This window comes from Acidovorax sp. GW821-FHT09A11, from assembly GCF_059418365.1.
This window is the reverse complement of record NZ_JBWKPS010000006.1, coordinates 110,559-131,105: the sequence shown is the minus strand read 5'-3', so window position 1 is coordinate 131,105 and position 20,547 is coordinate 110,559. Positions and strand designations below refer to the sequence as shown.

Below are 20,547 nucleotides of genomic sequence, written 5' to 3'. Positions count from 1 at the left end.
AATGAAAAAAACGGACCTGTGGCATCGGGTTGCAGGTGTTCTGAACGAACCAGGAGTCTTTCATGCTGAAGAACAAGGTGGCGTTGGTCACGGGGGCATCGTCGGGCATCGGGCGTGCCATTGCGCTCGTGTGGGCGCGCGAAGGCGCCAAGGTCGTGGCGTCGGATGTGAACGTGCCGGCGGGCGAGGAAACGGCTGCGCTGGTGCGTGCGGCGGGCGGCGACGCCATTTTTGTGGCCGCCGACGTGGGCAAGCCCGCAGACTGCGAAACGCTGGTCAACCGCACGGTTGCCCACTATGGCCGTCTGGACGTTGCCTGCAACAACGCTGGCATCGGCGGCCCGCAGGCACCCACGGCCGACTATCCGCTGGAGGGCTGGGCGCAGGTCATCAACATCAACCTGTCGGGCGTGTTCTACGGCATGAAGTACCAGATCGCGGCCATGCTCAAGAATGGCGGTGGCGCCATCATCAACATGGCGTCCATCCTGGGCTCCGTGGGGTTTGCCACGGCGCCGGCCTATACGGCCGCCAAACACGGTGTGGTGGGGTTGACCAAGGCGGCAGCCATTGAGTACGGTGCCCATGGCGTGCGCATCAATGCCGTGGGGCCCGCCTTTATCCACACGCCGATGATCAGCGGTCTGGAGCAGGACGCAGGCGTCAATGCCATGCTGGTGGGCGCGCACCCCATCGGCCGCCTGGGGCAGCCCGAAGAGGTGGCCGAGCTGGTGGCTTGGCTGGCATCCGCCAAGGCGTCATTTGTGACCGGGGCGTATTACCCGGTGGATGGCGGATATCTGGCGCGGTGAAGCCTGGGCGACAGGGGGGTGTGTGGTGATTCAGGCTGGCAGAGGCAGGCCTGTGGCCCGCAGGGTGCCGTGGGCCTGCGCCGCGATGTCCAGCGAGCGCAGCCGCAGCGCCGGGTCGTACACGTCGCTCACCAGCATGAGCTCATCCGCGCCCGTGGCCTCGCTCAGTTGCTCCAGGCCCGCTCGCACGGTGTCAGGCCCGCCGATGACGGCGGCGGCCAGAAAGTCTCCGATGGCCGCACGTTCCTGCGGCTGCAGGCGCGCGGCGTAGTTTTCGATGGGTGGCAGCAGGCGGCGGCGGTCGCCCGTCAGGATGCCCAGCACCCGCTGGTAGGTGCTGCTGGCCAGGAACTCCGCTTCCTCGTCCGTGGGCGCTGCAATCAGGGGCACCCCGATCGCCACATAGGGCTTGGGCCAGGCGGCGGACGGGCGGTACAGGTTGCGGTACAGGTCGATGGCCTGGTGCAGCAGGCGCGGCGCGAAGTGCGAGGCAAAGGCATAGGGCAGGCCGCGCTCCGCCGCCAGTTGCGCCGAGAACAGGCTGGAGCCCAGCAGCCAGATGGGCACATTGGTGCCTGCGCCGGGCATCGCGATCAGGCGCTGGTTGGGTTCTGCCGGTGCCAGCAGGCGCTGCAGCTCGGCCACGTCCTGCGGAAAGTCGTCGGCCGTCTCCACCCGGCTGCGGCGCAATGCGCGCATGGTGGTGGGGTCGGTGCCCGGCGCGCGGCCCAGGCCCAGGTCGATGCGACCGGGGTACAGCTCGGCCAGGGTGCCGAAGGCCTCGGCCACCACCAGCGGCGCGTGGTTGGGCAGCATGACGCCGCCCGAGCCCACGCGGATGCGCGAGGTGCCCCCCGCGATGTGCCCCACCAGCACGGCGGTGGCCGAGCTGGCGATGCCCGCCATGTTGTGGTGCTCCGCCAGCCAGTAGCGGGCAAAGCCCAGTTTTTCGGCGTGCTGCGCGGTGCGCAGGGCAATCTGCAGCGCGTCGGCGACGGTGCCGCCTTCGCGGACGGCGACCAGGTCGAGCATGGACAGGGCGGGGCGGGTGGCGGTGGAAGTCATGGGTGCATTGTCCGGCGGCCACCACATTCGTGCAGGCCGGGTGCCAGAGCTGGCAGCGGCTGAAGGGTTGCCCTGGGCCGCGTGCGCGGAGAGGCGATTTTTTGGTAGCCAAAAATGCGCCGCACCCACAAAATGTTTCAAGGCATTTCTGCCGGGACGATTTCCGGTTTCGCGCACGAGGCCTTTACTGGGACCAAGCATGGGTTTTTTCAGCCGCCTGTTCAAGATCCGGGAGCAAGACCCTGCCAGCCCCGACACCACCTGGGCCATGGAAGACAACGGCAGCGAACTGGTGCTGGACGCCGAATACGCCTCCATGCTGATGACCGAGATCGACATCGACGCGGCCATCGCCAGCCATGAGCGCTGGCGCCTGCAGCTGCAGGACATGGTCAATGGCCGCTCGCAGGAGGTCATGCGGCCCGACCGCATCTGCCAGGACGATCGCTGCGACCTGGGCCGCTGGCTCTACGGCACGGGGCGCGTGCGGTTGGGGCACTTTCCGGCATTCGACATGCTGGTGGCGCGGCACAAATACTTCCACCAGCAGGCGGCCGATGTCGTGACCCTGTTCCAGGCGGGGGAGCAGCAAAAGGCCGTGCAGCTGCTCAACGGAAGCTGCCGCCACGCATCCAACCAGGTGCTGCTGCTGCTCAAGGAGCTCAAGCGGGGCCTGGGGCGCTGAATCCCGGGGGCAGCCGCATGACTGGGCGCGGCACGGCGGCTGACCAATACCGTCGAATGCTATGTTTTGTGCAGCGTGATGTGATTGACAAGTAAGCGCCTGGAGCGTTTTTTTTCACATTCCCGGCTGTTCTGGCACGGCAATGGCTGCGGCCATCAGCGCCGCCGCGCCCGCCGCCAGCATCGGCACACAGTTCTTACATCTGCAGACATCACCAGGGGCCGGAAACGGCACTGGCGTGGCTATCCTTCGGCGCGCGCCCACCACTGCTTGCGGTTGGTTGCGCAAAAAAACAATCAGACCAAGATCAATCAACTGACTGACGTCAGAGAGGGAACCCCGATGGACCGCCGTAAATTGTTGACGCTCGTGACCCTGGCTTCCGGCGTGAGCGCCGTATCGCCCGTGTGGGCGCAGTTCGACCTGGGCAAGATGCTGGACGCGGGCAAGGACCTGGCCAAGTCCGAAAGCCTGTCGGACGAGGAACTCAAGAGCACGTTCGACCAGATGTCCGCCGAGATGGACCGCCAGAACAAGGTGGCCCCGGCAGGCAACCCCTACGCCACCCGCCTCACCAAACTCACCTCGGGCCTGGGCACGCACGACGGCCTCAAGATGAATTTCAAGGTCTACCTCACGCCCGAGATCAACGCCTTCGCCATGGCCAACGGCACGATCCGCGTGTATTCGGGCCTCATGGACAAGTTCACCGACGACGAGGTGCGCTACGTGATCGGCCACGAGATCGGCCACGTCAAGGCCGGCCACACCAAGGCCCGCATCCAGACCGCCCTGCGCACCAGCGCGCTGCGCAACGCCGTGGCGTCGAGCAACGGCAAGGCCGGTGCCATCGCCAGCTCGCAGCTGGGTGACCTGTTCGAGAAGGTGGTACGCGCCCAGCACTCGCAAGGCAATGAGCGCGAGGCCGATGACTACGCCATGGGCTTCATGAAGGCCAAGCGCTACCAGCCCGCGGCCTGCGTGACGGCCCTGGAAAAGCTCGCCGCCATGTCGGGCGGGGATTCCACCAGCTTCCTGTCCACGCACCCCTCGCCCAAGGAGCGTGCCGACCGGCTCAAGACGCAGGTGGCCTGACCCTGTCATTGCCGCAGAAACCCTGGTGGGGCTATACCGCGCCTTCGGGCGCGGTATTTTTTTGCCTGTGGCACGCCGGCATTCCGGCGGGTGGCCGGTCGAAGCCGCAGCGGGGCGCCGTCTTGCGGGCGCCCGGGGTCAGTAGCTGCGCCCGCCCTTGTACATCGCATGCTGGCGCCGGTTGAGCGTGGCCGCTTCCCCCAGCCGCCCCATGGCCGCACCGGCATGCGCGTGGGTGATGGCCATGCCCAGGCCGTCGGCCGCATCGGTGCCCGGCAGGCCGGGCAGGCGCAGCAGGCGGCGCACCATCTCCTGCACCTGGCTCTTGGCCGCGCGGCCATGGCCGACCACGGCCTTTTTCATCTGCAGCGCGGTGTATTCGGCCACGGGCAGTTTGCTGGCCACCAGGGCCGTGATGCAGGCGCCGCGCGCCTGGCCCAGCAGCAGGGTGGACTGTGGATTGACGTTGACGAACACGATCTCGACCGAGGCCACATCGGGCTCGTAGCGCGCGGCCACCTCGGTGATGCCGTCGAACAGGATCTTCAGGCGCCCGGGCAGGTCACCCAGCGCCAGCGTGGTGGTGCGGATGGTGCCGCTGGCCACGTAGCTGAGCTGGTGGCCGTCCATGTCCACCACGCCGAAGCCGGTGGTCTGCAGGCCGGGGTCGATGCCGAGAATGCGCATTTGCTATTTATTTGATAGCTACCGGCGCTTGTTGGTAAAGCGCTGGTGGCCGATTTTATTGTCAGAGGCCGAAGTACCAGCGCACCGAATGGAAGAACACCGGCGCCGCGAAGCACAGGGCGTCCACCCGGTCGAGCAGGCCGCCCGCGCCGGTGACGGACATGCCCTGCATGCCCCAGCTCGTGATGCCACGGTCGCGCTTGAGCGCCTTCATCACCAGGTGCCCCAGGCTGCCCGCCACGCAGGCCAGCAGCGCCATGCCCAGCGCCTGCCCGGGCTTGAAGGGCGTGATGAAGGTGAGCAGCGTGCCCACCAGCCCGCCCACGCCCACGCCCGCCAGCCAGCTCGCCCACTGGAAGCTCTGGCTGACCTGCGGCGCCACGGGCTTGTGCGGAAAGCGCCGGCCCAGGAGATGCTGCACCACCATGCAGGTCTGCACCACGAAGACCAGGAAGAACACCAGGAAAGCGCCCTTGTCGCGGTAGCCCGGAAAGTCGAGCAGCAGCAGCGCGGGCACATGGCTCATGCCGTACACGCAGACCATGATGCCCCACTGCAGCTTGGCGTTGCGCTCCAGGAAGCGCTGCGGGTCGTTGGCCAGCGCGCTCACCACGGGCAGGGCCAGGAACACGTAGACGGGGATGAACACCGTGAACAGGTCGAAGTGCTTGCTGCCCACGATCCAGAACTGCAGCGGCAGCACCACGAAGAAGGCCAGCACCAGGCTGCGGTGGTCGCCCCGGCGCGTGGGCGAGAGCGTGATGAACTCGCGCAGCGCGAAAAAGCCCACGATCGCGAAGAGCACGGTGGCCACGGTATCGCCCAGCACCCAGCCCACCCAGAACACGGTGGCCATCATCCACGAGGTCTTGAGCAGGCCCCAGAAGCGCTTGGCCTCCAGCGCGCGCGCCTCGGATTCGGGATCGTCGCCCGCGTGCTCGCGCAGGTTGCGCACGAAGGCCCAGACGGTGACGATGGACAGGATGCCGAACACGACCAGGAACAGGGCCCCGATCTGCTGGGTGGCGGTGAGGTTGCGCAGGAAGTTGTTCATGTCCGTGCCGCCCCCGGGGGCGCGGCGATAGGCGAGGGCAGGGGCTTGGGGATCGTCATGGTCAGACTTCCCGCAGCGCGATCACGGCGCGGCGTGCGCGGTCCAGGAACGGACGGCGTTCTTCACCCGCTTCGAGCTGGACGGGTGCGCCAAAGGTCACGGAACACAGGATGGGCACGGGCACCACTTCGCCCTTGGGCATCACGCGCTGCACGTTGTTGATCCAGGCGGGCACCAGCACCACCTGCGGGAACATCTGCGCCAGCTTGAACAGGCCCGACTTGAACGGCTGCGGTTCGTCGCCATGGCCGCGCGTGCCCTCGGGGAAGATCACGATGGAGTCGCCGCTCTCCAGCGCGCGCACCAGCGGCGCCAGCGGGTCCGACTCGGGCAGCGCGGCGCGCAGCGCCTCGGGGCTGGGCGGGCGGGGCGGGGCTTCGGGCGAGGGGTCGGGGCCGCCGGCCATGGCGGTGTCGGCATCGGCCGGGGCCGCGGGCGCGCCCCCGGGCTCCGCCGCCACGGCCGCGGTCGGCCGCGCGGGCGTGGCCTGCCGGTCCACATAGACGGCGTTGAACACGGCCGTGGTGATCCATTGCCGCAAGGGCGTCTTGGTCCAGTAGTCCTTGGCCGCGATGGGGCGGGTGATGCTGCGCAGCTCCTCGGGCAGCGCGGCCCAGATCAGCACCATGTCGGCATGGCTCTGGTGGTTGGCGAAGTAGATACGCTGTTCGGCCTTGGGCGGGCAGCCATACCAGCGGGCCTGGGAGCCGGTGAGAAACCGCACGATCCCCAGCAGAAAAAGACTCATCAACTTGGCAAGCATGGCGGGGATGATACGTGGCGTGCGCCCTGCGGGCGGGCGGCCACCCCCGCTGCACCTACACCCAGATGCGGTACGCCCAGAACGCTTCGTCGCCGTAGATGCCGTCATACAGTGCCTGCGGTGCGTAGCCGGTGACGCGCCGGGTGACGCGGCACAGGTGCGACTGGTCCGAGAAACCAGCGCCCGCCGCCACATCGGCCCATTTCACCGTGCCGTGGACAGCCTCGGCCGCGATGGTGTCGAAGAACGCCTGCTCGGCCTTGCCGAAGCCGCGCAGCTCGCGCAGCGGCAGCCCTGCCCAGCGCTTGATGCGGCGCTCCAGCTGGCGCAGGCTGCGGCCTGGGGCCGACACGGCGGCGCGTTGCGCGAGGTGCATGGCCCAGTCGCCATAGCGCTGCGCCTGCAGCGCTTGCGCGGGGCGGCAGGCTTGCCAGCGGGGCTCCAGAAATGCTTCCAGGCACGCCATGCGGGCCGCGTCGTCGGGCTGGTGCTGCACGGCTTCGCACATCGCGATCCAGTCGGGCGGCAGCACGGTTTGCGCGTCCACCATGCGGTCGGTCAGCGTCTCGGGCTCCAGGCCGATGAGCTGGTGCAGCGCATCGGGCATGAACATCACCATCATGGCGTGGGTGGGATGGGCGCAATAGCTGGTGCTGGGCCGAGTGTGCGGGCCCGTCAGCACCCAGCGACCGGGGTAGGCCTCGCGCGGGCTGTGCAGGCCGGGCATGGTGTCGGGGCGCTCGGGCACCAGGCATTCGCTGCGACCCTCAAACCACCAGCTCAGGCTGCACAGGGGCGTGGCCGGAAAGCGGTTGATGCGTTGCTCGTCACGGAGCGCGTAGCCCAGCGTGCTGCGCACCATGGCACCGCGCAGGCAGGCCGACAGGCTGGCGCGCGGCAGCCACAGCTGGCCCGAGGGGATCAGCCCCTGTGGATGCCGTGCGGAAGGTGGGACCAGGGTTGCCATGGGGCGCGAGTGTAGGCCAGGGGCGATGTCGAATTCGTTCAATACCCGGCGGCTGCTGCATTGCACCATGCACGGCATGAACACCACGACCACCACTCCCGCCGCTACCGCTCCGATACCCCTCGCCGCCGCCGTCCAGGCCGCACGGCCTGGCGGCCCTGCCAGCCGCTGGTGGGGGCTGCCCCTGCTGCGCGACATGCGCGCCGACTACCTGGGCTTTGTCGTGCGGCTGCAGCGCCGCCATGGCGACCTCACCCGCATGCGCCTGGTGCATGAGGATGCATGGGACCTCATGTCGCCCGAACTGGTGCGCGAGGCGCTGGTCACCCATGCCGACCAGCTGATCCGCTGGGAGCGCGGCATTGCCGTGTTCGAGCAGGTGTTCGGCCAGAGCGTGCTGGTCACCGAGGGCGACACCTGGCAGCGCCAGCGCCGCATGCTGATGCCCGCGTTCAGCCCCAGGCGCGTGGCGGGCTACGCGCAACTGATGACCGATGCCGCCCGCAGCGCGCTCGATGCCGCCGTGCCCGCCGGCCAGGCCGAGGCGCTGGTGCCCATGGACACACTGTGGACCGGCGTGGCGATGGACGTGATCCTGCGCACGCTATTCAGCGAGTCGGCAAAGGCCGATGCGCGCGACGCCGCCTGGGCCACGCAGACGCTGTCGGAGACGGCGTTCCGCGAAATGTTCATGCCCTTCACGCTGCCCGACTGGCTGCCCCTGCCCGGCAAGTCCGCCAAGCGGCGTGCGCTCAAGGCGCTCCGGGGGCTGGTGCAGCGCCACATCGATGCGCGCAGGCGGGAAGAGGGCGGCCCGGCGGGCGCTCCGCCGCGCACCGACCTGCTGCACATGCTGCTGGCGCTGCGCGACGAATCCACGGGCGAGCCGCTGTCGCCGCAGGAGGTCTTCGACCAGTGCATGGTCAGCTTCCAGGCCGGGCACGAAACCAGCGCCACCACGCTGCTGTGGTGGAGCCGCCTGATGACCGAACACCCCGAGGCCGCGCAGCGCGCGCAGGCCGAGGTGGACAGCGTGCTGCCCCCGGGCCAGACGCCCGGCCCCGAGCACCTGGCCCGGCTGCCCTTTTTGGCCGCCACGCTCAAGGAGGCGCTGCGCCTGTACCCGCCGATTGCCGCGCTGATGACCCGGCGCACCACCGCGCCCATCACGCTGGGGGGCGTGGCCGTGCCCCAGGGCGCCATGCTGCGCATCACCCCCTGGGTGCTGCACCGGGATGAACGCTGGTTTGCCCAGGCCGACCGGTTCGTGCCCGAGCGTTTTCTGGACGATGCCCCGGCCATCCCCAAGGGTGCATGGATACCGTTCGGCGTGGGCCCGCGCGTGTGCATTGGCCAGCACTTCGCGATGCTGGAGATGACGCTGCTCGCGGCCATGCTGCTGCAGCGCTATCAGCTGCGGTTGCCGGGTGGGGCGCCCGCGTGCGCGCCGAGGCTGCACGTGACCTTGCGGCCTGACGGGCCGGTGATGGTGCGGCTGGCGCGGCGGCGCTAGGCGCGCCGCCCGGTCGGGTGCAGGGCCAGGTGCCCCCAGGCCCTGCGGTGGCGCAGGGCCCGCCCCGTCACGGCAGCTCCGCGCTGCCCATGCGCGCCAGAATCGTCCGCGACCGGCCCGCCAGATACGCGGACCCGGGTGTTTTCTCGAAGCGCTTGGGGGCCGGGAGCATCACCGCCAGGCGCGCGGCCTCGCCGGCGGTGAGTTTGCTGGCGCTCTTGCGAAAGTAGTGCTGCGCGGCCGCCTCGGCGCCGAACACGCCTTCGCCCCACTCCACGCTGTTGAGGTAGATCTCCAGGATGCGCTGCTTGGAGAGCAGTTGCTCCAGCAGCAGCGTCAGCACGAACTCCTGGCCCTTGCGCAGCAGCGTGCGCTCGCCCGAGAGCAGCAGGTTCTTGGCCAGTTGCTGCGTGATGGTCGAGCCGCCCCGGATCTTCGGGGCGCGCACGGGGCGGTCGGGGGCGCGGGCCTGCGCCTTGCTGGCCTGGGCCTCGGCCTTGGCGTTGCGCTCCCAGGCCTTCTCGATGGCCGTCCAGTCCACGCCGTCGTGGCTCACGAAGCCATCGTCTTCCGACGCGATCACGGCGCGCTTGAGCGAGTCCGAGATGCTCGCGTAGGGCACCCATTGCTGGCGCCAGCGCACCTGGCCCGTGCTGGACAGCTGCGCCCAGGCCTCGGAGCGCTGGAAGCTGGTGGATTCCGGGTCGATGGCCACCATGGCCGCGATGCGGACCACGAAGAACAGCTGCAGCGCCACGAAGGCGAGCACCACCAGTCCCAGCCAGCGCAGCACGGCTTTCATCGCAGCGTGTCCTTGTTCCGTGGGTTCAGTCAGAGGGCGGATTGGAGTTCGGCCAGCACCTGCGCCGAGGGCGGGCGCACGCCGCGCCACAGCAGGAACGCTTCGGCGGCCTGCTCCACCAGCATGCCCAGGCCGTCGCGCGGCACGGCGCCGTGGCGCCGGGCCCATTCCAGAAAACCCTGCGCTGCGGGGCCATACATCATGTCGTAGGCCAGGCAGCCCGGGCGCAGCACGTGGGCGGGCACCGGCACCTCGGCACCGGCAAGGCTGCTGGCCGTGGCGTTGATGATGACATCAAAATTGGCATCTAGTGCTTGTGGGGTAAGCGCTAGTAGCTCCGATTTTTGTAGTGAGGCCAGTGCGCTGTGCGATTGCACCAGGGCCTGTGCCTTGGCCAGCGTGCGGTTGGCCACGGTGATGTGGCGCGCACCGGCCCGCAGCAGTGGGCCCAGCACGCCCGCAGCGGCGCCACCGGCGCCCACCAGCAGCACATCGCGCCCCGCCAGCGAGATGCCCGCGTTGCGCGTGATGTCGGCCACCAGGCCCAGGCCGTCGGTGTTGTCGGCATAGATGCCGCCGTCGGCGCGGAAGGTCAGGGTGTTGGCCGCACCGGCCAGTTGCACGCGTTCGCTGCATTCGGTGGCGAGACCGGGCGCCTCGGTCTTGAAAGGCACGGTGACATTGCAGCCGCGCCCGCCCTGGGCCGCGAAGTCGCGCACGCCCTGCGCAAAACCATCCATGGGCACCAGGCGGCGCTCGTAGGCGATGTGCTCGCCCGTCAGTTCGGCGAAGCGGGCGTGGATGGCGGGCGAGCGGCTGTGCGCCACCGGGTTGCCCATCACGCAGTACAGGTCGGGGGCGAGAGGCGAAGGTGTCATGGGAACAACAAGGGCTGCATGCAGGGAGCGGGGTCAGGCCGGGGCTGCCGCGGAACTGGCTTTGCCAGGCGGCTGGCGGCGTCGCCCTGGGGGGAAGGCGCCGCAGGCGACTCAGGGGGGTTACCGAACACTGGTTTCCAGGGTTTGGTCCCGCGTGAACTTGAAGCGCGCCACCATGGCGATCTGGTCGGCCTTCTTGCGCATGTCGGTGCCAAAGGCGCCAAAGGGCCCTGCGGCGCGGGCAATGGCCTCGGCGCGCCGGTCGAGTGTGGTGTTGCCCGAGCCTTGCACCACCTCGGTCTCCAGCACGCGGCCGTCGTGGTTGACGGTGACGATCATCGTGAGCTCGCCGTACAGCTTGCGCCCGCCCTGTTCGGGGAAGTTCTCGGTGCCCTTGTCTTCCACCTTGCGGCGCAGCGTGTCGTAGTAGGCGGCGTAGGCTTCCTCACGCGTGGCGGGGCTGATGTAGCGCTTCTTGGGGCGCGAGTTTTCTTCGTTGATGCGCTTTTCGATCTCGGCCAGCAGCTTGACGAGCTGGCGCCGCTTTTCCTGCTCGTTGGCCTGCTCGGCGCTCTGGCTGGGCTTGCGCGGGTCGGGCTCGGGCAGGGTGGCCAGCTGCTTGCGCAGCTGGGCCAGCAGCTGCGCCTGCTGCTCCTGCATCGCATCCATCTTGCGCTGCGCTTCCTCGAAATCGTCGCCAATGGCCGTGAGCGCCGAATACGGCAGGGGGCTGGTGGCGCGGCCCTTGTCGGCATCGCCGCCGCCCGCCAGGTTGGTCTGGGCGATGGCCTGGGCCTTGTCGGGGCGTTCGTTGGACTTGGCGTTGACCAGGATGACTTCGAGCGGCGTGTCCTGGAACACGCGGTTGAAACCTTCGGGGTCGATGAAGCGCACCGAGATCAGCGCGGCGTGCACGGCGATGGACACGCCCAGCGCCAGCTGCAGCGTGCTGAAGGTGCGAAGGAAGGCGGGCAGTTTCATTTCAGGGACGCCCCCGAATCCAACGCGGCCCCCTCGGGGGGCCGCGGCCAGACGGGGCCGGGGAGCGTGGGGGCCATGTTCACGGGGTGGGATTATCAGCGGTGGCGGGTTCGGCCTCGTTCACATCCACGGCGATGGCGATGGGCCCCGCCACGGTGTCGTCTTCTTCCTCGGCGTCCTCCACCGGGCCGTCGTCGCTGCTATCGGCCGGGTCGTCCAGGCGCTCGATCACGGTGCCGTGGATGTCCAGGGTGATCTCGTCCACCTCGCCCAGCTTCACCAGGAGGCGCGCGCCGCGCGGCAGGTTCTGCGCGCCCAGCACCGGGAAGACCAGCGGAATGTCGTCCGCCCGCACCAAAAAGCTGCCGCCCGGGCCTTCCTTGAAGACGGTGGCGTTCAGTTCGGTGATGCCGTGCTGCTCTACATATTTGAGCGTCCAGAAGCGTTCCATGCCGGCCTGGTAGCCGTTGTAGGCGCTGTAGGCGCCGTCGAAGCTGCTGATGATGGAGAACAGGTCGGCGTCCTTGGGCTTGAAGGGCGCGGCCAGCGCGGCGGTCTTGCCGTGGCGGGCGCAGGCAATGATCTGCCACTGGTTGACCAGGTCGGTGTAGCGGCGCAGGGGCGATGTGGCCCATGAATACGCCTTCACGCCGATGCCCGCATGCGGCAGTGCCTTGGTGCCCATGCGCACCTTCACGCCCGGCGCCATGCTGGCCTGGCTGCGGTAGATGCCGGGCACGCCCAGCTCGGCCATCCAGCTGCCCCAGGTGCTGTTGGCCACGATCATGGCCTCGGCCACGATGAGGTCGAGCGGCGCGCCGCGCTGGCGCACGCTGATCTGCACTTGTTCATCACCCGTGGGCTCGGCGCCGTTGTTGCCGACCAGGCGGAAGTTGTAGTCCGGCCGGTTGAAGTTCTCGGGCTTGCCGCGCACGACTTCGCGGCGGGCCTTGAGGTCCTTGGCCAGGCGGTGCAAAAATGATAGCTGGGGGCGCAGTTCGGACAAGCGCTGGGGGTCATTTTGATGCTCGAACGCCGGGTTGGACAGCCATTCTTCGGTCACCACCGCATCGAGCTGGTCGTGGCGCAGGTTGGCGACCACGTGCACGCGCTCGAGCTTGGTCTCGGAGCTCTTGAACTCCAGCGTGGCCTCGTCGATGGTCACGTACAGCGACACGGCCGGGTTGGCGCGGCCCTCGTCCAGCGTGTAGGTCTGCACCACGTCGTCGGGCAGCATGGTGATCTTGTAGCCCGGCATGTACACCGTGGACAGGCGCGCGCGGCCGAGCTGGTCGATGGCGCTGCCCGGCTGGATCGCCAGGCCGGGCGCCGCGATGTGGATGCCCAGCACCACGGTGCCCGTACCCAGGCCCTGCACCGACAGCGCATCGTCGATTTCGGTGGTCTGCGAATCGTCGATGGAATACGCCTGCGCGGGCGACAGCGGCAGCTCGTCCGCAATGGCGGGCGCCGTGACGGCCGGAAAGCCCGTGCCCTTGGGGAAGTTCTCGAACAGAAAGCGCTTCCAGTGGAACTGGTAGGCCGAGTCGATGGCGCCGGCCTTTTGCAGCAGATCGAGCGGCGCGGTGTGCGTGGCGCGGCTGGCGTCCACCACGGCCTTGTATTCGGGCGCGTTCTTGTCGGGCTTGAACAATATCTTGTAGAGCTGGTCGCGGATCGGCTGCGGGCATTCGCCGCGTCCCAGCGCTGCGGCCCATTCGTCGATCTGCGCGAGGACGGCCTTCTTCTTCTCGATGGCCGCCAGCGCCTGCTGCAGGATCTCGGCCGATGCCTTCTTGAACCGGCCCTTGCCCGCGCGGCGGAAATAGTGGGGCGCGTCGTACAGGCGGAACAGCGCACCGGCCTGCTGGGCCAGCGTGGCGTTGTCGGAGAAATAGTCGCGCGCCAGGTCGGCAAAGCCGAATTCGTCCTCGGGCGCGAATTCCCAGGCCAGGTCCAGCTCAATGGTCTCGGCCACGGCCTGGGCCTGGGCGACCAGCTCGGCGGGAGCAGGTTTCTCGAATTTCAGGAGGAGGTTGGCGGCCTTGACCTTGACCCGTTTGCCCGAGTCGAGCTCGACCTGGGCGGAGGTGTCGGCTTCGGACAGGATACGGCCGGCCATGAACTTGCCGGCTTCTTCAAACAATGCATGCATGGCCGGCATTCTCCCATGGGTGCCGGGCGCCGATTGTCAGATCTCCAGGACCAGTCCGGGAGCGAACGCCTTGTTTTCCACCACGCCCTGGGGCGCGTAGCCCCGTGGATTGGCGACGACGCGCGTGGCGCCGATGGTGTAGTCGAAGCTGTCGTGCACGTGGCCGTGCAGCCACAGGCGGGGTTGCCAGCGCAGGATGCGCTCCTCCAGGTCGGAGACGAAGCAGGCATTGAGCGGCGAGCCGGCGAACTGGCTGGCAATGCTGCCGCGCGCCGGCGCGAAGTGCGTGACGACCACGCTGGGGCCGTCAAACGGCTCGGCAAAACGCTCTTCCAGCCAGGCGACCGACTGGTCGAAGAGCATCTGCGACACCGCGGGGGTGAACGGCTGGGGAAATTCGGGTGCCACGCGGATGCGGGTGAAGTCGCGCACCAGCTCCACGGCCTTGGCCAGGGTCTCGTCGCGTTGCTGCGCCGAGTCAAAAAGCCGGTAGTCCGACCACAGCGTGCACCCCAGGAAACGCACGCCGCCGTGGCGCCACTCGCCACGTTCGAGCACCCGCACGCCGCTGCCTTCGGCATGCGCGCGCAGCTGCGCCATGGTGGTCACGAGGTCCGAGCCGTAGAACTCGTGGTTGCCCGCCACGAAGACCGTGGGCAGTCCCAGCTGCCGTGCCCACGCCATGGCCTGCGCGGGCCGCTGCAGGTCTCCGGCCAGCACCACCACGTCGGCGTCGGGCACGGCAAGGGCCAGGGGCTGCACGGACAGGTGCAGGTCGGAAAGCAGGGCGATTCTCATGGGGTGTGCGAGGAAGTTGCCTGGTGGAGATGTTACCGGCGGCCCGGGAGCTCCCGCCAGGCGGGAGGACGGCAGGGCAGGTGCGGGCAGGCGGCGGCGCGCGGGGTGCGGGGTGCGAAACCAGCCCCTATGATCCAGGGTCCTTCATGATGGCACGGTTCTATCGACATGCTTTTTGATGCCATTGCCGCACCGCTGGCGTTGCTCGCAGTGGTCTTGCCGTTCCTCTTCGCCTTCACCGACTCCCCGATCTCCAATTTCTGGCCCGTGCTGGTGTCGTGGGTGTGCGTGGCCGTGCTCCTGCTGCTGGGGGCCTGGTCGGTGCACGCGGAGGCACCCCGGCGCGGAGGGCGCGCCTGGTGGGGAATGCTGCTGGCCGGCGGGCTGGGCGCGGCCGCGGTCGTGGCCAGCGCCATCGGACTTGTCCAGTACGTGGCGGGCGATGTGGGCCTGGGCCCCTGGATCCACGCCTCCGTGCCCGGGCAGGCCGTGGGCAATCTGCGCCAGCGCAACCAGCAGGCGACCTTGCTCAGCCTGGGCACATGGGCCTGGCTGTGGTGGGCGCTGCATGCCCGGCCGTCCCACGCAGGGGAACGCGGCGGGGAAGCGCCGGGCCCGGGGCGGTGGCCGCCATCCACCGCGCTCTCGAACGTGCTTGCCGTGGCAGCGCTGGCGGGGATCGCCGTGGGCGAGGCCGCCACGGCGTCGCGGACAGTCGCCGTGCAGTGGCTGCTCATCCTGGGGCTGCTGGTGCTGTGGCGGGGGCCCGGCAGGGGCAGCGCGCTGCGCATGGGCGCGGTCGGGCTTTCGATTTTTCTCGCGGCCGCATGGCTGCTGCCCGAGCTGCTCTGGCAGTTCCAGGGCGTCCGTGCAGATGCGCTGTTCCATCGCTTCACCGATGGCGCGCACGCGTGCACCAGCCGCCGGGTGCTGTGGTCCAACATGTTCACCCTGATCGCGCAAAAGCCCTGGCTGGGCTGGGGCTGGGGGGAGCTGGACTATGCGCACTACATCACGCTGTTCCCCGGCGAGCGCTTTTGCGTGCTGCTGGACAACGCGCACAACCTGCCCCTGCACCTGGCCGTGGAGCTGGGCCTGCCGGCGGCCCTGGCGCTGTGCGGGGCGTTCGTGGCCTGGTGCGTGCACGCCCGGCCGTGGCGCGAGACCGATCCCGCGCGCCAGCTGGCCTGGGGTGCCCTGGCGATCATCGGGCTGCACAGCATGCTGGAGTACCCGCTGTGGTACGGGCCTTTTCAGCTGGTGGCCCTGCTGTCGGTGGCGCTGCTGGCCTGGCCGCGGCGGGCGGCGGGCGGCCCCGCGCCGGGGGCGGGGCTTGCGGGGCTGGTGGTGGCCGTGGCGGTCCTCGCCGTGTGCGGCGTTGCCGCCTGGGACTACCACCGCGTGAGCCAGTTCTACAAGCCCAGCGCGCAAAGGGCCCCGGCGTACCGGGATGACCTGCCTGGCCGGGTGTCCTCTTCCGTGATGTTTGCGAGCCAGCTGGACTTCGCGCGCCTCACCACGATGGCGCTCTCGCGGGACAACGCGCAGCAGATGAATGCCCTGGCCCACGAGCTGCTCCATTACTCTCCCGAGCCCCGCGTCATCGAGGCACTGATCGAAAGCGCCGTGATGCTGGGCAAGGACGATGAAGCCGCGTTCCACATGAAGCGCTACCGCATCGCCTACCCGGACGACCATGCCCGCTGGATGGGGGCGGGTGGCGCCGGGGCGTCCCGCGCCCGCTGAGCACAGGCGCCCGCGTGGCGCTGGCGGTCAGGCCAGGCGCAGGAACTGCGCCACCTGGGGCAGGTGGTCGCTGAAATTGGCGAGGGCGTGTTCGCCCCCCTCCTGCACGATCCGCCGCGCATGCGGGTAGCGCGCCGCCATTTCCCGCCAGTCCAGCACTTCGTCGCCCTTGGCGATGATGGCCATCTCCGGGGCGGCGGGGGGCTGGTCCGAAGTGTCCAGCGCCCGCAGCTCGCCGATGTACTCCGGCTGGAAGTAGAACCGCTGTGCCGGGTCGTGCCAGGAGGTCTGCTCGCCGATGTGGCGCTCCAGGTCGCGCGCCGGGTGGACGGCGGGGTTGAGCATCACGCTGGGGCAGCCCTTGTGGTGCGCCACCCAGCTGGCATAGAAACCGCCGAGTGACGAGCCGACCACCGCCATGGCCGCGCCGGGCCAGTGGGCGATGCCCTGCGCCACCAGCGCCATCGCCGCCCGGGGCGACGGCGGCAGCTGGGGGCACCAGAAGGTGACGCCCGGATGGTGCAGCGCCACGTACGCCGCCATCTGCCGGGCCTTGGCGGACTGGGGAGAGGAGCGAAAGCCGTGCAGGTACAGGAGGTGGGTGGTGGTCATGGAGGGGGAAAACGACAAGGCAGGGGAATCACTGCTGCAAAGGGCGGTGGCCCAGACATAAGATGCGTGGCATGGGCGCCACACGGTGGAGCCCGCAGCCTTGATCCCCACCATGACTGATTTTGCCCCGCTTTCCACCGCCAAACGCTGGGCCCTGGGATCCGCCGAGAAGCCGCCCGCTTCATTGGGGCGGTTCGAGCTGAAAAGGCTTCTGGGCCGGGGCGCCCAGGCCACGGTGTGGCTGGCGCTGGACCCGCGCCTGCAGCGCGAGGTGGCCATCAAGCTCATGCGCCCCGTGCAGGACCAGGACCCGTCGGTGCTCGAACACTGGCTGCGCGAGGCCCGGCACGTGGGGCGCCTCGCGCACCCCTTCATCGTGCCGGTGTTCGAGGCGGACGTGCAGGGCCGCCAGCCCTACATCGTCTTCGAGTACGTGCCGGGCAGGACACTGGCCGAACACCTGGCGCAGCAGGGGCGCTGCACGCCCCACGATGCCGTGGCCCTGATGGTGGACGTGCTCGACGGCCTGCAGGCCGCGCACCAGGCGGGCATCGTGCACCGCGACCTCAAGCCGTCCAACATCATGATCGACGCCCAGCGCCACGCCCGGGTCATGGACTTCGGCATGGCGGCGCCCATGCAGGCCGCGCCGGATGCCCAGATGGCCAGCGGCACCCCGGCCTACCTGGCGCCCGAGGCCGCGGCGGGCGCGGCGCCCGCGCCCGCCATGGATGTGTATTCCGCGGCGCTGGTGCTGGTGGAGATGCTCACCGGCCATCCGCTGGTCCACCAGAAGGACACCTGGCAGGCGCTGTACCACATCGCCAATGAAGCCCTGCAGCTGCCGCAGGACCTGGGCCCGGGCGTGGACGACGGGCTGCGGGCCATCCTGCAGCGCGCCCTGGCCCGCGAGCCGGGCGGGCGCTACGCCTCGGCGGCGGAGTTTCGCGATGCCCTGCGCGCCTGGGCCGCGCCCGCGAGCGCGCCCACGGCGGCCAGCAACGCCACGCTCGACTTCCTGCTGCGGCGCATGCGCCACAAGAGCGATTTCCCGGCGCTCTCCGATTCGGTGGCGCGCATCCAGCGCGTCGCCAACTCCGAGGACGACAGCATCAGCGACCTCACGCACGAGATCCTGAAGGATGTGGCGCTCACCAACAAGCTGCTGCGCCTGGTCAACAGCGTGCACTACGCCCATGCGGGGCGCGGCACGATCAGCACCGTGTCGCGCGCGGTGAGCCTGGTGGGTTTCAACGCCGTGCGCAACATGGCGCTCAGCCTGGTGCTGCTGGACCACATGCAGGACAAGGCCCATGCGAGCCAGATGCGCGAGGAGTTCCTGCGCGCCATGATGGCCGGCTCGGTGGCGGCCGAACTGTGCGCATCGGCCCAGACGGCCGAGGAGGCTTTCATCGGGGCCATGTTCCAGAACCTGGGGCGCATGCTGTGCGAGTTCTATTTTCCGGAAGAGGCGCGGCAGGTGCGCAGCCTGCTGGCGTCGGGCCGCGTGGAAGGCGGCGAAGAAGCCGCCGCGCTGCAGGTGCTGGGCCTGGGGTTCGAGGACCTGGGTGTGGGCGTGGCCCGCGTCTGGGGGCTGCCCGAGAGCCTGCAGCGTTGCATGCGAAAGCCCCTGGGCTCGCCGATGCAGCGCGCCCCGGAGCAGGGGGTGGAGCGCCTGCGGTGGGTGGCCATGGCGGCCAACGAGGTGGCCAGCACGCTGCTGCTGAGCGAGCCGGCCGCGCTGGAAGGGCGCCTTGGCCAGATCGGCACGCGCTATTCGCGCACGCTGGCGTTGTCCGCCGACGCGATCTCCGATGCCACCCTGCGTGCCCGCCACAAGCTGGTGGCGCTGGCCGAGGCGCTGGACCTGCGCGTGGACCCGGGCACGCCCGCCGCGCGGCTGCTGAAGCTGCCGCCCCCGACGGGTGCCGCCATGCCGCAGGACGACCCCCTGGGCTCGCACGAGCTGCGGGCCAGCGAAACCCAGCCGCTGCCCGCGGTGCTCGAGTCCCAGGCCGGCGGCGCGGTGTCGGTGGCGCAGGTCAACGAGGTGCTGGCCGCGGGCATCCAGGATGTCACCAACGCCATGGTCGAGAGCTTTCAGCTCAACGACGTGCTGCGCATGATCCTGGAGACCATGTTTCGCGCGCTGGGGTTCCGGCGCATGGTGTTTTGCCTGCGCGAGGCGCGCACCGACCTGCTGACCGGCCGCTTCGGCCTGGGCGAAGGCAGCGAGGCCGCCGTGCGCGCCATGAAAGTGCCGCTCAAGGCCCAGGGAGACCTGTTCGCCGCCGTCTGCCTGCGCGGCGCCGACACGCTCATCAACGACGCGACCGAGCCCAGGATGCAGTCCCGCCTGCCCGAGTGGTACCGCACGGGGCTCAACGCACCCTCGTTCCTGCTGCTTCCGCTGCAGATCAAGGGCCAGACCTTCGCGCTCATCTACGCAGACCAGTCCATGGCCGGGGGCATCGTCGTGGACGACAAGGCCCTCGGGCTGCTGCGCACCCTGCGCAACCAGGCGGTGATGGCCTTTCGCCAGGCGGGGTGAACGCCGCCTGGTGCGGGCGGGCCCCGGGGCCACGATAATCCCGCGATGGCCGTTGTTTTTGAGAAACCCACGCTCGCCCAGCGTTTTCTTCCCCTGTTTCGCGGGTTCGACCTGCCGCTGCTCCTGGTGGTGGTGCTGCTGGCATGCGCCGGGCTGCTGGCCATGTATTCGTCGGGCTACGACCACGGCACGCGCTTCATGGACCATGGGCGCAACATGCTCATCGCGGGGGCGATCCTGTTCATGGTGGCCCAGGTGCCGCCGCAGAAGATCATGGTGTTCGCCGTGCCGCTGTATGCGGCGGGCGTGGCGCTGCTCGTGGCGGTGGCGCTGTTCGGCATCACCAAAAAAGGCGCGCAGCGCTGGGTCAACGTCGGTATCGTCATCCAGCCCAGCGAAATCCTGAAAATTGCCATGCCGCTGATGCTCGCGTGGTGGTTCCAGAAGCGGGAAGGGACCCTGCGCCCGCTCGACTTTGCCGCCGCGGGGCTGCTGCTGGCCCTGCCGGTGGGGCTGATCATGAAGCAGCCCGACCTGGGCACCTCGCTGCTGGTGCTGGCGGCGGGGCTGTCGGTGATCTTCTTTGCGGGCCTGTCCTGGAAACTGGTGCTTCCGCCGGTGCTGCTGGGAGGCATTGGCGTGCTGGCGCTGGTGCTCCTGGGCGACCAGCTGTGCGCGGACGGCGTGCGCTGGTCGGTGCTGCATGACTACCAGCAGCAGCGCATCTGCACCCTGCTGGACCCGACGCGCGATCCGCTGGGCAAGGGATTCCACATCATCCAGGGCATGATCGCCATCGGCTCCGGGGGCATGTGGGGCAAGGGCTTCATGGCGGGCACGCAGACGCACCTGGAGTTCATCCCGGAGCGCACCACCGACTTCATCTTTGCCGCGTTTTCCGAGGAATTCGGCCTGGCGGGCAACCTTTTCCTGCTGGTCTGCTTCCTGATGCTGGTCTGGCGCGGGCTGTCCATCGCCGCAGGGGCCACGAGCCTGTTCGGGCGCCTCATGGCCGGGGCGGTCTCCATGATCTTCTTCACCTACGCCTTCGTGAACATGGGCATGGTCAGCGGAATACTGCCCGTGGTGGGCGTGCCACTGCCCTTCATCAGCTATGGCGGCACCGCCATGGTCACGCTGGGCCTGGCACTGGGCATCCTGATGTCGGTCGCCCGCGCCCAGAAGCAGGAACCCAAGGACGCGCGTCCCGCGCTGTAGCGCACCGCGCCGGGGCGGCGTGGCCCCGGATGAATCTTGGCAAGGCCCAGGGTCTCTGCCCGGGCGTTGCGTGGGCCGCCGCAAGAGGGTACAAACCGGCAGGCC

General features: G+C 69.1%; 18 protein-coding genes. 7 read left to right on the top strand and 11 right to left on the bottom strand.

From position 1 onward, the window contains the following. The first annotated feature begins 62 nt into the window (after positions 1-62). Positions 63-812, top strand: coding sequence for an SDR family NAD(P)-dependent oxidoreductase (locus AC07PV_RS17005; RefSeq protein WP_492244577.1), 750 nt, complete (start codon positions 63-65; stop codon positions 810-812). 30 nt (positions 813-842) lie between these two features. Here AC07PV_RS17005 and AC07PV_RS17000 read toward each other — a convergent pair whose 3' ends face one another. Next, positions 843-1,877: an LLM class flavin-dependent oxidoreductase gene (locus AC07PV_RS17000; RefSeq protein WP_218296092.1), complete on the bottom strand. Its 1,035-nt coding sequence runs from the start codon at positions 1,875-1,877 to the stop codon at positions 843-845. Positions 1,878-2,076: 199 nt separating this feature from the next. Here AC07PV_RS17000 and AC07PV_RS16995 point away from each other — a divergent pair, with 199 nt between their 5' ends. Together AC07PV_RS16995 and AC07PV_RS16990 are read left to right on the top strand one after the other, a co-directional pair. Beyond that, positions 2,077-2,562 (top strand): CZB domain-containing protein, encoded by a 486-nt coding sequence (locus AC07PV_RS16995; RefSeq protein WP_218296091.1) that lies wholly within the window; start codon positions 2,077-2,079, stop codon positions 2,560-2,562. Between the two features lie 342 nt (positions 2,563-2,904). Continuing rightward, the gene (locus tag AC07PV_RS16990) at positions 2,905-3,657 is read left to right on the top strand and encodes a M48 family metallopeptidase (protein WP_218296090.1); all 753 of its coding nucleotides are present in this window, start codon (positions 2,905-2,907) and stop codon (positions 3,655-3,657) included. Between the two features lie 138 nt (positions 3,658-3,795). Here AC07PV_RS16990 and ruvC read toward each other — a convergent pair whose 3' ends face one another. The 4 genes from ruvC to AC07PV_RS16970 form a co-directional block, all read right to left on the bottom strand. Next, complete coding sequence (gene ruvC, locus AC07PV_RS16985; protein WP_494596621.1) at positions 3,796-4,344, bottom strand: crossover junction endodeoxyribonuclease RuvC; 549 nt, start codon at positions 4,342-4,344, stop codon at positions 3,796-3,798. 61 nt (positions 4,345-4,405) lie between these two features. Then, on the bottom strand, positions 4,406-5,398 hold the full coding sequence (locus AC07PV_RS16980; RefSeq protein WP_218296088.1) for a phosphatidate cytidylyltransferase: 993 nt from the start codon (positions 5,396-5,398) through the stop codon (positions 4,406-4,408). Between the two features lie 61 nt (positions 5,399-5,459). After that, positions 5,460-6,221 carry a lysophospholipid acyltransferase family protein gene (locus AC07PV_RS16975; RefSeq protein WP_218339704.1) on the bottom strand — a complete coding sequence of 254 codons (762 nt, stop codon included), beginning with the start codon at positions 6,219-6,221 and terminating at the stop codon, positions 5,460-5,462. 55 nt (positions 6,222-6,276) lie between these two features. Then, entirely contained in the window at positions 6,277-7,188 is a 912-nt protein-coding gene (locus AC07PV_RS16970; protein ID WP_255594768.1) for a helix-turn-helix domain-containing protein, read from the bottom strand. 76 nt (positions 7,189-7,264) lie between these two features. Between AC07PV_RS16970 and AC07PV_RS16965 the strand changes: the two genes are divergently transcribed. Then, positions 7,265-8,701, top strand: a complete 1,437-nt coding sequence (locus tag AC07PV_RS16965; protein WP_255591036.1) for a cytochrome P450 — start codon at positions 7,265-7,267, stop codon at positions 8,699-8,701. Positions 8,702-8,768: 67 nt separating this feature from the next. Here AC07PV_RS16965 and mtgA read toward each other — a convergent pair whose 3' ends face one another. The 5 genes from mtgA to AC07PV_RS16940 form a co-directional block, all read right to left on the bottom strand. Beyond that, positions 8,769-9,503 (bottom strand): monofunctional biosynthetic peptidoglycan transglycosylase, encoded by a 735-nt coding sequence (gene mtgA / locus AC07PV_RS16960; protein ID WP_218296084.1) that lies wholly within the window; start codon positions 9,501-9,503, stop codon positions 8,769-8,771. A 29-nt stretch (positions 9,504-9,532) separates the two neighbouring features. Further along, complete coding sequence (gene aroE, locus AC07PV_RS16955) at positions 9,533-10,381, bottom strand: shikimate dehydrogenase (protein WP_218339701.1); 849 nt, start codon at positions 10,379-10,381, stop codon at positions 9,533-9,535. A 120-nt stretch (positions 10,382-10,501) separates the two neighbouring features. Next, the gene (locus AC07PV_RS16950; protein ID WP_218296082.1) at positions 10,502-11,362 is read right to left on the bottom strand and encodes a TonB family protein; all 861 of its coding nucleotides are present in this window, start codon (positions 11,360-11,362) and stop codon (positions 10,502-10,504) included. A 79-nt stretch (positions 11,363-11,441) separates the two neighbouring features. Beyond that, positions 11,442-13,517, bottom strand: a complete 2,076-nt coding sequence (locus AC07PV_RS16945) for a ribonuclease catalytic domain-containing protein (protein ID WP_218296081.1) — start codon at positions 13,515-13,517, stop codon at positions 11,442-11,444. A gap of 36 nt (positions 13,518-13,553) precedes the next feature. Continuing rightward, positions 13,554-14,315: a metallophosphoesterase gene (locus AC07PV_RS16940; RefSeq protein WP_492244571.1), complete on the bottom strand. Its 762-nt coding sequence runs from the start codon at positions 14,313-14,315 to the stop codon at positions 13,554-13,556. 168 nt (positions 14,316-14,483) lie between these two features. Between AC07PV_RS16940 and AC07PV_RS16935 the strand changes: the two genes are divergently transcribed. Continuing rightward, the gene (locus AC07PV_RS16935) at positions 14,484-16,061 is read left to right on the top strand and encodes a Wzy polymerase domain-containing protein (RefSeq protein ID WP_494630851.1); all 1,578 of its coding nucleotides are present in this window, start codon (positions 14,484-14,486) and stop codon (positions 16,059-16,061) included. Between the two features lie 27 nt (positions 16,062-16,088). Here the strand turns inward: AC07PV_RS16935 and AC07PV_RS16930 are convergent, their stop codons facing one another. Continuing rightward, on the bottom strand, positions 16,089-16,673 hold the full coding sequence (locus AC07PV_RS16930) for a YqiA/YcfP family alpha/beta fold hydrolase (RefSeq protein WP_218339699.1): 585 nt from the start codon (positions 16,671-16,673) through the stop codon (positions 16,089-16,091). Between the two features lie 112 nt (positions 16,674-16,785). Between AC07PV_RS16930 and AC07PV_RS16925 the strand changes: the two genes are divergently transcribed. Both AC07PV_RS16925 and rodA read left to right on the top strand, forming a co-directional pair. Then, on the top strand, positions 16,786-19,224 hold the full coding sequence (locus AC07PV_RS16925) for a protein kinase domain-containing protein (protein ID WP_494630850.1): 2,439 nt from the start codon (positions 16,786-16,788) through the stop codon (positions 19,222-19,224). Positions 19,225-19,269: 45 nt separating this feature from the next. After that, positions 19,270-20,442 carry a rod shape-determining protein RodA gene (gene rodA, locus AC07PV_RS16920; RefSeq protein WP_218296076.1) on the top strand — a complete coding sequence of 391 codons (1,173 nt, stop codon included), beginning with the start codon at positions 19,270-19,272 and terminating at the stop codon, positions 20,440-20,442. The last annotated feature ends 105 nt before the right edge of the window (positions 20,443-20,547 follow it).

Coding starts and splice junctions, on each gene's coding strand:
- AC07PV_RS16965 (WP_255591036.1), top strand. CDS start 7,265: ATGAACACCACGACCACCACTCCCGCCGCTACCGCTCCGATACCCCTC.
- AC07PV_RS16930 (WP_218339699.1), bottom strand. CDS start 16,673: ATGACCACCACCCACCTCCTGTACCTGCACGGCTTTCGCTCCTCTCCC.
- aroE (WP_218339701.1), bottom strand. CDS start 10,381: ATGACACCTTCGCCTCTCGCCCCCGACCTGTACTGCGTGATGGGCAAC.
- AC07PV_RS16925 (WP_494630850.1), top strand. CDS start 16,786: ATGACTGATTTTGCCCCGCTTTCCACCGCCAAACGCTGGGCCCTGGGA.
- AC07PV_RS17000 (WP_218296092.1), bottom strand. CDS start 1,877: ATGACTTCCACCGCCACCCGCCCCGCCCTGTCCATGCTCGACCTGGTC.
- AC07PV_RS16990 (WP_218296090.1), top strand. CDS start 2,905: ATGGACCGCCGTAAATTGTTGACGCTCGTGACCCTGGCTTCCGGCGTG.
- rodA (WP_218296076.1), top strand. CDS start 19,270: ATGGCCGTTGTTTTTGAGAAACCCACGCTCGCCCAGCGTTTTCTTCCC.
- AC07PV_RS16980 (WP_218296088.1), bottom strand. CDS start 5,398: ATGAACAACTTCCTGCGCAACCTCACCGCCACCCAGCAGATCGGGGCC.
- ruvC (WP_494596621.1), bottom strand. CDS start 4,344: ATGCGCATTCTCGGCATCGACCCCGGCCTGCAGACCACCGGCTTCGGC.
- AC07PV_RS17005 (WP_492244577.1), top strand. CDS start 63: ATGCTGAAGAACAAGGTGGCGTTGGTCACGGGGGCATCGTCGGGCATC.
- AC07PV_RS16935 (WP_494630851.1), top strand. CDS start 14,484: ATGCTTTTTGATGCCATTGCCGCACCGCTGGCGTTGCTCGCAGTGGTC.
- AC07PV_RS16975 (WP_218339704.1), bottom strand. CDS start 6,221: ATGCTTGCCAAGTTGATGAGTCTTTTTCTGCTGGGGATCGTGCGGTTT.
- AC07PV_RS16940 (WP_492244571.1), bottom strand. CDS start 14,315: ATGAGAATCGCCCTGCTTTCCGACCTGCACCTGTCCGTGCAGCCCCTG.
- AC07PV_RS16950 (WP_218296082.1), bottom strand. CDS start 11,362: ATGAAACTGCCCGCCTTCCTTCGCACCTTCAGCACGCTGCAGCTGGCG.
- AC07PV_RS16945 (WP_218296081.1), bottom strand. CDS start 13,517: ATGCATGCATTGTTTGAAGAAGCCGGCAAGTTCATGGCCGGCCGTATC.
- AC07PV_RS16995 (WP_218296091.1), top strand. CDS start 2,077: ATGGGTTTTTTCAGCCGCCTGTTCAAGATCCGGGAGCAAGACCCTGCC.
- AC07PV_RS16970 (WP_255594768.1), bottom strand. CDS start 7,188: ATGGCAACCCTGGTCCCACCTTCCGCACGGCATCCACAGGGGCTGATC.
- mtgA (WP_218296084.1), bottom strand. CDS start 9,503: ATGAAAGCCGTGCTGCGCTGGCTGGGACTGGTGGTGCTCGCCTTCGTG.